We start from the raw sequence: 10,674 nt of genomic DNA, 5'->3' as shown, positions 1-10,674 counted from the left end.
CCATAATAACTAATTGTGTATCTGCGGCAATCGCAGAAAGAATGGCTATCCGTTGTTTTTCACCACCAGATAGAGACATTGGGTGAGCATTTTTAAATTGAATGACATCCAATAGGAAAGTAATTCAAGTGCCCTATCTTTATTAGGCTTAGGCATAGAAAGGAGAATTTCTGTTAAAACACTCTCCGTAAATAATTGATGATGTACATCTTGCATAACAATACTACTTATTTTTAAGCATTGCTTTTTCTTAAAAGAAACATTGTTGATGTGTAGTGTAGGGGAAGCTTTCTTATTGATGCCAGTTAAAGATTTAGCAAATGTTGATTTACCTGCACCATTATGACCAGTGATTGCAAATATTGCTGGAAATGGAAGGTCTAATTTTTCTATACATAATTGAAAATCATGATGAGTATACATGAGTGCGTCAACCTTAAAATGTGAATTTGTCTTTAGGGGGCAGGTTTGTTGAGGCATCAGTTCTTCAAGATGAATTGCTCGAAGGCCAAGCTGATAAAGTGCCTCATTTGACATATTGAGCATCTCTTGTTGTGAAAAAATATGTTTGATTGTACCTTCTTCCATCAATACAAATCTGTCTGCAAGCATCTTTAAGTAATGCAGTCGATGCTCAGAAATAATAATCGTTTTACCTTGAGCTTTCCAACGTACAATCATTTCGCTGAGCTGTGCCGTTGCCTCTTGATCCAAATTAGCAGATGGTTCATCAAGGATGATAACAGGAGGATCATGAATCGCGACAGATGCACAGGCTATCCTTTGTTTTTCTCCTCCTGAAAGGTGAAACAAATTTTTTTGTAGGAGGGGATATAACCCAAACTGTTCAACAATTTTTGCTTTTCGACTGAGTATCTCTTCTATCTGGTATCCCAAAGTTTTCGACTGTAAAAACAAGCTCACTATCTGTGTCAATGTTATAAAATTGCGTTTTAGGATTTTGAAAGACAGAGCCAGTGAGCTTGGCAATTTCGTATATTTTTAAAAATTGAAGATCTTGATTATCCAAAAAAATAGCCTCTTTCAGTTGTCCATCTATGTAATGAGGGATAAGCCCATTCAATAATTTTGTAAGCGTTGTTTTGCCACAACTGGATTTACCACATAGCACGATCACCTCACCTTGAGGAATAGTTAAGTTTATATTTTGCAAGGCCATTCTTGTTTGATGATTGTATAAAAAGGATACATTTTTGAGCTGTATCATAAAAGCGCCTCAAACGAAACGCAGCATATGATAGAGACATAGAAAATGAACTTGATTTAAGTTTGATAAAAAGAATATCAGCAAACAATCCACACACCATCCCAGTAAGTAGCGGATAAATGCCATTTCCACCCATTGACATCATAATTAATCCACAAATAATACCGCTTAATGTAATCATGCCAAATCTCTCAGTTTTTGCTAAAAACAAAATAAAGAGAACACCACCAACAATACCAACTAAAACAGGTAACAATGCATTAAAAATAGGTATGTAGCCTAACAATGAGACTGTAAATAGAAGGGCAAAAAAATGCCTGTGTAAATACCGACTGTCATAAAATCTTCTGTACGTAAACTTTCTTTTTTTGCATAATAATAACTCCTTTCAAAATAAATTAACAGATTATTTACTTTTTTGAATATTTTAGGTTAATCTAAAAAGAGTATAGTTGATAATGAATATCAATGTCAATTAGATAGTGAAAGAAAATTTTATTTCCGAAAATAACCAATAAAGAGTATTGCGTTTATATTTAGAATAATTTAGAATATAAGACATCATCGATAATGATATTCATTCTCAATTAATTATAGAATAATTTTATTGGTATTGTTAAGCAAATATTAAAATATTTTTGAAAGTGTGGAATTTACTTGTTAAAAATCAGTCATATTCAATGTAGAGTAACCAATATTAAAAAGGCTGTTAATGATTTTAAAAAAGCTGGGTTTCAGGTTGAATGGGGGAGGAACCCCAAAAATTCTCTTAATGCATTTATATGGTTTGAACAAGGTCCTTTTGTTGAATTATTTGAAATGAAGCGATTTATGTCACCTATTAGTATTCCATTAGGAATTATCTATGGGAAATCAATGCAAGAACGTTGGAAGAAATGGATGGTTCAGCATGAAGGTCTAATTGACTTTGCTTTAGAAGGATATAAAGAAGAAATTGCTAAGCAAGATAACTTAGACTCCGTAAGAAGAGAAATAAATAATCTAGGCATTAAAACATCTAAAGTGCTAAATGGTAGGAGGAAGAAGCCGACAGGAGAAATTATAACATACGGATTTTTCTCTTTATCACCTATTGAGCTACCCTTTGTTGTTTCTGCTTATAGTACGCCTCAAAGACCTAAATCTATTCACCATACAAATGGGGCTAAGCATATTCATTCGATGTCAATTAGTTGCACCAAACATACAGCAGAGGTACTGAGCACTATTTTGAAAGATGATGTGAAATTGCATATTGATGTGGCTAATAATTTCAAAATTAATAATGTTGTAATTGAAGGATTAACGGAAAAGGTTGACACTCAATTACTACATGGCGCGAGCTTAATAAACAAGGATTACATATTACATGAAAAAGGTGAGGGTGCGAAGTGAGCCAAAATATGAAGCATTTAAGAGATGAAATATACAAATTAAAGGCACAAGGAATCGTATTATGGACTAGCAACGGTAAGTTAAATTTTAAAGCTGATAAGGATAAGCTATCCGAAGATATTATGTCGTTTCTTAAAACTTATAAAGAGCAATTGATAAATGTATTGGAGCATGAGGAGCAAGATAATACGTTTCCATTAACACCTATTCAATCAGCTTATTTAGTAGGCAGTATGGATAGTTTTGAATATGGAGGTGTATCAAGTCATATTTATATGGAACTTGAATATGATCAACTAGATAAAACGAAGACTGAGCATGTGTGGATGGCACTAATAGAACGTCATGAAATGCTAAGGACTACAATGAATCATAATGGATATCAAAGTGTATTAGACGAAATGCCAAAAATAGAAATACGCTATGAAGACTTAACAACAAATGGTGTTGATGATTATCAGCGTCTCGATGCAATTAGACAGGAATTAGGGAGTAAAACCTATTCATCAGATCGTTGGCCGTTGTTTGATATTGCGTTGAGTAAAAGAATGCACGGGACAACAATGCATGTGTCTTTTGATTTTTTAATTGTTGATTGGGCAAGCATTTGGATATTAATAAAAGAGTTTGAGACGATTTATTTTAAAGAAAACGTAATATTACCGAATAATGATTTTACCTTTAAAGAATATGTGAAGTTAGTAGATGAGATGAGACATCAAAAGAAATATAAAGAGGATCAAGCCTATTGGTATAACAGAGTAATAGATCTTCCAGCAGCACCTACATTGCCTAAATTGTCATTATTACATGATGAAAAATCTTTTGAACGCTATTTTATTCAATTGAATAAAAATGATTGGGATACATTAAAACGTTCTATTGCTAATAGGGGCATAACTGCTACAAGTGTGTTGTTCACCTTATATAGTCAGTGTTTAGCCAAATGGAGCATAAATAAGCATTTTATCATTAACCTTATTCTGTTAAATAGATATCCTGTCCATCCAAATGTCAATCGCGTTGTTGGTGATTTTACATCTATTAATTTAACCGAAGTTGACTTTAGAAATAAAGAAACAACTTTTTTTAATAATGTGAATAATATACAACAACAAATGTTTCGTGATTTAGACCACAGTAATTTTTCAGGTATAGAGGTGTTGAGAGAGATTACAAGACAAAAGGGACAAGCACATGCTTTTATGCCCTTTGTTTTCACAAGTGCTATCAATTTAATTGATTCACATGGATTAATAGGGAAAATGAATGAATATGGCATTAGCCAAACACCACAAGTGTTTATTGATTGTCAGGTAATGGATGATGACAATGGCTTACGTGTGAACTGGGATGTAAGAAAAGGCGTTTTTCCTGCCAATTTAATTCAAGATATGTTTTCATCATTTGAAGCTGCTTTATTAAGGCTAGTACATGACGATGAGGCATGGGAATCGTCATCGCTAGTGACGTTGCCAGATGCACAAATTCAACTTAGAGCAAGCGTAAATAATACGATCAATAATAGTGTAGTGAACCGTTTGTTACATCAAGGATTTTTTGAACAGGCATTACAACAACCTAATAGTATAGCAGTTATAGAGGGAGAACATCATTATTCATATCAAGCCCTACGCAGTATGGTATTTAAATTAGGAACATTGCTTCAGAAGTATCAGGTCAAAGCAGGTGATAGGATAGCCATTATTTCTGATAAATCCGTATATCAAGTTACGAGTGTATTAGCAATACTATCATTGGGAGCCGTCTATGTGCCAATTGACAAGGCACAGCCAATTAGTCGAATAAAAAAAATAATCGATCAAAGTCAAGTAACCACTGTTTTAGTTGATGAACCTGATCCGATATATAACATTTTGCAGCAGCAACTAATTATAGCTAACCAATTAGTAGAGATTGAGGAGGCATCATACGAAGTTTATGACGGAGATGCTGACAAGCTTGCCTATATTATTTTTACCTCTGGTTCAACAGGAGAACCAAAAGGTGTAGCGATGTCTCATGCAGGAGCAATGAATACAATTGAAGATATCAATAGGAGATTTTGTATTACCAATAGCGATCGTGTTTTAGCATTATCAAAGCTTAATTTTGATCTTTCTGTTTATGACATTTTTGGTTTATTAAGTGCTGGTGGTACGATTGTCTATCCTGAACAAGGACATCTGTATGATGCTAATTATTGGTTAACGTGTATTAAAACAAAGAAGATTACAATGTGGAATACAGTACCTGCACTGATGAAACTGCTTTTAAGTGCAGATGGAATAGAGCAATTAAACATTAAATCGATGAAAACTATTTTATTATCAGGGGATTGGGTACCACCAAAAATGGTCAAACATTGTGCAAGTATTTTTCCTGAAAGTGTCATCATTGCTTTAGGTGGTGCGACGGAAGCGGGTATTTGGTCAAACTATCACCTCTGTTGTAAAGAAGATTTTGATAGAGAGACAATTCCTTATGGTTTTCCATTGGCTAATCAGCACTATAATATTTTGGATGAAAATAATGAAGATTGTCCGAATTGGGTTTGTGGGGAATTGTATATTGGTGGTAAAAGTCTTGCACAGGGCTACTATAATAATCCTGAAATAACAAAGGAGCGTTTTATTACTAATGGTAAACAAGAAAGATTATATCGTACAGGTGACTACGGCAGATATATGGATAATGGGGAAATTGAATTTATAGGACGCCTCGACAATCAAGTGAAATTACGAGGGAATCTTGTGAATTTAGGAGAAATCGAATCATTATTGAATAAACATGAAAAAATTGATATTTCATGTGCTGTTGTACTAAATGAGCAACAACTTTATGCGGTTGTTAAATTATTGGATAAGGGTAGTCAAATAAATATTTATGGTGAGGATTTCATTGATTATCTTACTAGTTTATTACCTAAATATATGGTGCCAGTCAAAATATTTATTCTATCGGATATTCCATTAAATTCTAATGCAAAATTAGACCGACAATATATAAAAAATCAGGTACAACAACTAGTTGTGGAAAGTGCGAATGTTGTGGTGGAAATTGAAGAGGTTGAAACGCAAAATCAATTGGAAGAGGCACTCAGTCATTTTGCACAGGAGATACTTCATGTAGAACATGTTCAAGTAAGCAAAAATTTATACGATTATGGAGCGGATTCCTTAACATTATCGCAATTAGCGGGAAAAATAACAAAATATATTGAGAATGATAATCAATTTCGTGGCTTGACATTTGATTTTATTCTTAGACAACTGTTAAATGAACCAATTATTGAATTTGTTGCACAGAGGTTAGTGCAATCTACAGTGAAAGAAGGTAATGAGGCACACCAATCCATTAAATTGAACCATTTACAATCAATTGGCTTAGTAAAAGAAGAGTCGCCTTTACATGGTGAACCTTTACGTATTGTTGTCCATGCTGGGTTAGGAACGATGAATGCTTTTAAATATTTAAATAAACATTTAGTCGAGCAGGCTGTAGGTACAGTAGTTAGTATATCTGTTCAAGATATTCATCAATATTTAGCAATTGATCCTTCAGTATTAATTGAGCATTTAGCAGATGATTATGTTTCACAAATAGTAGAAAGAGAACCCGCTCAAATTCAATTAATTGGCTATTGTATGGGTGGACTTATAGCTCTTGAAATGGCAAGAAGGTTACTGGACAAAGGAATAGAGATTATAGACTTTACCTTAATTGATAGTGCTCCTGTTTTATATGATATTGAGGATTCAATTCCATTAGAACTAATTTTTATCACAAACTTCTATATTACTGTTGAAGATGTATATGAAGGTGCTACAAATCAAGAATTGATGGATGCTATTATCTATGTTTTTTATCAAAATAATGAAAGTCTAAGTGCGGCAAATCTTGAGGAGCTAAAAAATGAAGCAAAATATGAAGCAATCTACCAATTTATTAGAAAGCTATCACAGCTAAGTAGAGAACAGCGGTTTAAAGATTATCGCGCAGCTATTGAACGAAAAACAAGAGAAATTATCCCAGATGAGATGCTAGAAGGATATTACAATATTTATTTACAAAGTTTTAAGGGGTCAAACATACGACCGATGGCTTACTTTGGCGATATTCGTTATTTAGTTGCTAAGGAGGATATGGACTTTATCTTCACAAATAAACAGGATACGTTAACATTTTGGAAGGAATTATGTATTGGGCATTTTGAGGAAATACCAATTGAAGGAAATCATATTACATGTATAGAGGATAATGAGAATGCCTATAAAGTTGCTGAAATGCTACTAGAGCCCATCAATCATCAATTAATTAGGAGCATTCATCACCATGAATAGAAAGTCTATTGGAATTGTTGGTGCAACAGGACAAGTAGGTTCAGGAGTTGTTGAGACATTATTAGAAAATAATTCTTACCAATTATTACTAGGTAGTAGAAAAATAGAAAAGTTAGTTGAGAAATATGGCAATGAATCAGAAGCTATCCAATATAAAGCAGTTGATGTTTTTGACAAAAAAAGCCTTATTTCCTTTTGCTATAATTGCGATTTAATGATTAACACTGCTGGGCCTTCCTCTATTGTACTTGATCGAGTAGCAGATGCTTGTATGGAAACGAACACAAATTATCTTGATGTGTCTGGCGATAAAACGATGAAAACAGCGATAAAAGATGCGATGACAAAGCGAAATAGTTCAATAACTCTAGCCATTTCAGCTGGCGTCTATCCTGGATTGACCGAAATGTTTCTTGCATTCTTGATGCAAAATAATCATGAATCTATTGATGATATACGCTGTTATTTTGCAGGTAAAGGAAATTTCTCTGAAACGGGAGCCTACGACATTATATCAAGCCTAGAAAAAGATGAGGGACACGGGATGGCTTATTACTGTAATGGAGCGATTAAGAAGATGACCTCAGGAATAGGCAGTCAAATTATATTACCGCCACCGTTTAATGAAGTATACACTTTACCAGTTATAAGTGAGGAGTATATGGAATGCTTAAACGATTTTAAGATTACAAATGCTTACTTTTATAATACCTTTGCAACGCAAAAAATGTTAACAGATTTTATTACGATTAAGGCAATGCAGTTATTTAAGACAGAAGAGGAAAAGAGAGCTTCTGCTAATCGTTTGATGAAAACCTATAGTACAAAGGATAAAAGCCAAGGATTCATTATATATGTTGTTTGGGATGAAAATGGAGTAAAAAGGAAAAAGTGGTTACAAAGTAGTACAAACTGGAATTATTGTTCTGGTGTAGTAGCAGCTTGTGTGGCCATGCAAATGTTAGATATTGATTTTACAAAGAAAAAAGGGTGCTACTTTGCACAATCAATAATCGATAGTAAAGAGCTTTTTAATCAACTACTGAGAACAGGATATATCTCAATGATAGAGGAGAATTAATGTGGATGTAGAGAAAATGAAGATCATTCATATGATACAAGGCTATTCACAATCGTATGTTGTATATAGCTCTGTAGAATTAGGCATATTTAACACATTATTTACAGAAAGTATGACAAATCAGCAACTTGCTAAAAGGTTAAAGCTCTCTGATCCATTATTAGAACGTTTGATGAAGGTTCTTAGGGCAATGGATTTCGTGAATAAAGAGAAGGACAGGTATTATTTAACTTCTCTTGGTAAGAAGCTATCACGCTATAGTGAGCAATCAATGGAATCTATGATTTTATTTAACGGAAGGATATGTATGAAGGCATGGGGGTTTTTTCTTGAAGGGATAAAAAGCAATAAATCGCCTATTGAACTAATGGAGGATGAAGCTTTTTTTGAGATAAATGCAGGGAGTGATCATAGATTAAGTACATTTAACCAAATGATGCGGCACTCAAGTACCCAGCTAGATTTAGCAATACTATTCCAAACAAGAAATAGAGCTGAGGTTAAACAAATTATTGATATAGGAGGTGGTGCAGGAGATGTAATCGTACAACTTTTAGAGGGTTTCCCTTTAGCAAAGGGAATTATCCTTGACAAGGGTTATATAAAAGAAGAAGCAGAACAAACGATTCATAGACATGGTTTAGAAGAGCGATGTCAGTTTGTAGAAGGAGATTTCTTTTTACCGCTTGAACATCAATCAGATATTTATATATTATCGAGAATTCTTCATGATTGGGATGATTATAAAGTTAGCTTAATACTAAAAAACATTGCAGAGGCTATGACGGATACAAATGTATTGTTTATTGTAGAAAAATTGTTGCCTGAAAGAGTAACTAAGCAAACGCTTCCAGCTTTTTTAGGAGATATGCATATTTGGGCTATGTGTAATGGCAAGGAAAGAACTGAAAAGCAGTATGAGGAACTCCTCCGCCAACACGATTTATATATTGTCAGAAAGCATTTACTAGATGAGGATGTCATATTGGAGGTTAGAAAAGATGGACAACATACAGACAGTAGATATAGTTACGAAATTTGTGGAGCATTATGAAAAAGCTGGTTACCTTGAACAGTTATCCTTAGCAGATGCATTAAAAAATTGGGCTGATATGTATAAAGGCAAAGTTGCGCTAGTAGATCAAACTGGAACGGTAACATATGAGAAATTGTATCGTTCTGCAAATTTCTTAGCGCAGGGCTTATTAGCTAAAGGCATTAAAAAGGGAGACAATGTACTCGTACAATTACCAAATACTATGTATTTTATAAAGGCATGCTTTGCATTATTTATTATAGGCGCGAGACCTATTTTGTTATTGCCGACGCATCGAGAAAAAGATATCGCGAATGTAGCTAGTTTAACGGAACCAGTAGCCATGATTATTCCATCATCATTTCTTGGCTACGATTATAAATTAATGGCTATGAGCGTAGCAAAGGAACAGTCAAGTATTGTTTCGATTATTACAGATGAACCAAATGATGTATTTATTTCTTTACAAGAAATAGAGGCTGAGTCGTTTACACAAAATAGCGACTTGATGAAACATCAATCTTCTTATAAAGATATTGCTCTATTTTTGCTTTCAGGTGGCACGACAGGTACACCTAAAGTTATTCCCAGATTGCACACGGCGTACTTATATAACGCAAAAGCTGCTGCGGATCATTGTCAAGTGACGCAAGAAAGTACGTATCTTGCTGTGTTATCAATTGCACATGATTATCCACTATGCTCACCAGGGGTAATAGGCACTTTCAGCAAAGGTGGTAAAGTTGTACTTAGTTCAACTAGCACATTCGATGAGGTTCTTGGCTGGATAGAAAGAGAGCGTGTCACGTTTACGTCAATTGTGCCTGTTATTGCAAATTTATGGGTAGAATCTTTAGCTTTAGAAGAACATGCTGATTTATCTTCAATAGAATATATTTTATTGGGCGCGGCTAAGTTAGAAAAAAAATTGGCTCTTCAATTGATGACACAATTCCAGTGCCAGTTAATACAAGGGTATGGGCTTGGTGAAGGAATTACATGCTTTACTTCACCAAATGATGACATTGATACGATTATATCATGTCAAGGTCAACCAATTTCTCAAGGAGATAAATTTAAAATCGTTGATGAGGATGGACATGAGGTTCCTCAAGGCCAAGCAGGGGAATTAATTCAAAAAGGACCTTATACATTCCTAGGTTACTATAAATCGCCTGATATGAATAAGAAAAGCTTTACAGCAGATGGTTATTTTAAGACAGGGGATAAGGCAAGAGTAACAAGTAAAGGAAATATTCAAATTCTCGGAAGAGTGAAGGAACAAATTAATCGCGCTGGGGAAAATGTCATACCTAGTGAGGTAGAGAGCTATATTCGTGAACATACTGAAATCATAGATGTTTCCGTTGCTGGTGTTTCTGATGCGGAATTAGGTGAGCGAATATGCGCATTTGTTGTTAAAAAGAACAAGGAACTAACCTTGACTGAGCTGTGTAAATTTTTGACGAAAGTTGGTGTAGCTCATTATAAACTTCCTGACCAATTAATTTATGTAGATGCTATACCTTATATTAATGTAGGTAAGTCTGACAAGAAAAAATTAATTGCACAATATATAGAGTAGGAGGAA

General features: G+C 34.1%; 7 protein-coding genes. 5 read left to right on the top strand and 2 right to left on the bottom strand.

Annotated features, from left to right (window positions below; genetic code table 11):
* Window positions 1–45 precede the first annotated feature (45 nt).
* Complete coding sequence (locus MHB44_RS15900; RefSeq protein WP_341299974.1) at window positions 46–897, bottom strand: ABC transporter ATP-binding protein; 852 nt, start codon at window positions 895–897, stop codon at window positions 46–48.
* Window positions 848–1,228, bottom strand: a complete 381-nt coding sequence (locus tag MHB44_RS15895) for an ATP-binding cassette domain-containing protein (RefSeq protein WP_341299973.1) — start codon at window positions 1,226–1,228, stop codon at window positions 848–850. Before MHB44_RS15895 ends, MHB44_RS15900 begins: the two co-directional genes overlap by 50 nt.
* 657 nt (window positions 1,229–1,885) lie before the next feature.
* On the opposite strand from MHB44_RS15895, the gene MHB44_RS15890 reads away from it, so the two are divergent.
* The 5 genes from MHB44_RS15890 to MHB44_RS15870 are packed head-to-tail and all read left to right on the top strand — an operon-like array spanning window position 1,886 to window position 10,668.
* A complete protein-coding gene (locus tag MHB44_RS15890) occupies window positions 1,886–2,623 on the top strand; it encodes a VOC family protein (RefSeq protein ID WP_341299972.1) in 738 nt (245 codons plus the stop codon).
* A gap of 8 nt (window positions 2,624–2,631) precedes the next feature.
* Complete coding sequence (locus MHB44_RS15885; protein WP_341299971.1) at window positions 2,632–6,966, top strand: amino acid adenylation domain-containing protein; 4,335 nt, start codon at window positions 2,632–2,634, stop codon at window positions 6,964–6,966.
* Entirely contained in the window at window positions 6,959–8,047 is a 1,089-nt protein-coding gene (locus MHB44_RS15880) for a saccharopine dehydrogenase NADP-binding domain-containing protein (protein ID WP_341299970.1), read from the top strand. Before MHB44_RS15885 ends, MHB44_RS15880 begins: the two co-directional genes overlap by 8 nt.
* Before the next feature lies 1 nt (window position 8,048).
* Window positions 8,049–9,101 (top strand): methyltransferase, encoded by a 1,053-nt coding sequence (locus MHB44_RS15875; protein WP_341299969.1) that lies wholly within the window; start codon window positions 8,049–8,051, stop codon window positions 9,099–9,101.
* Window positions 9,049–10,668 carry an AMP-binding protein gene (locus MHB44_RS15870; RefSeq protein WP_341299968.1) on the top strand — a complete coding sequence of 540 codons (1,620 nt, stop codon included), beginning with the start codon at window positions 9,049–9,051 and terminating at the stop codon, window positions 10,666–10,668. Before MHB44_RS15875 ends, MHB44_RS15870 begins: the two co-directional genes overlap by 53 nt.
* Window positions 10,669–10,674 lie beyond the last annotated feature (6 nt).

Origin of the sequence: Lysinibacillus sp. FSL H8-0500 (assembly GCF_038051955.1) — a bacterium.
GTDB lineage: Bacteria > Bacillota > Bacilli > Bacillales_A > Planococcaceae > Lysinibacillus > Lysinibacillus macroides.
Note: the sequence above shows the minus strand (reverse complement) of the source record. Positions and strands in the feature narration are given on the sequence as shown.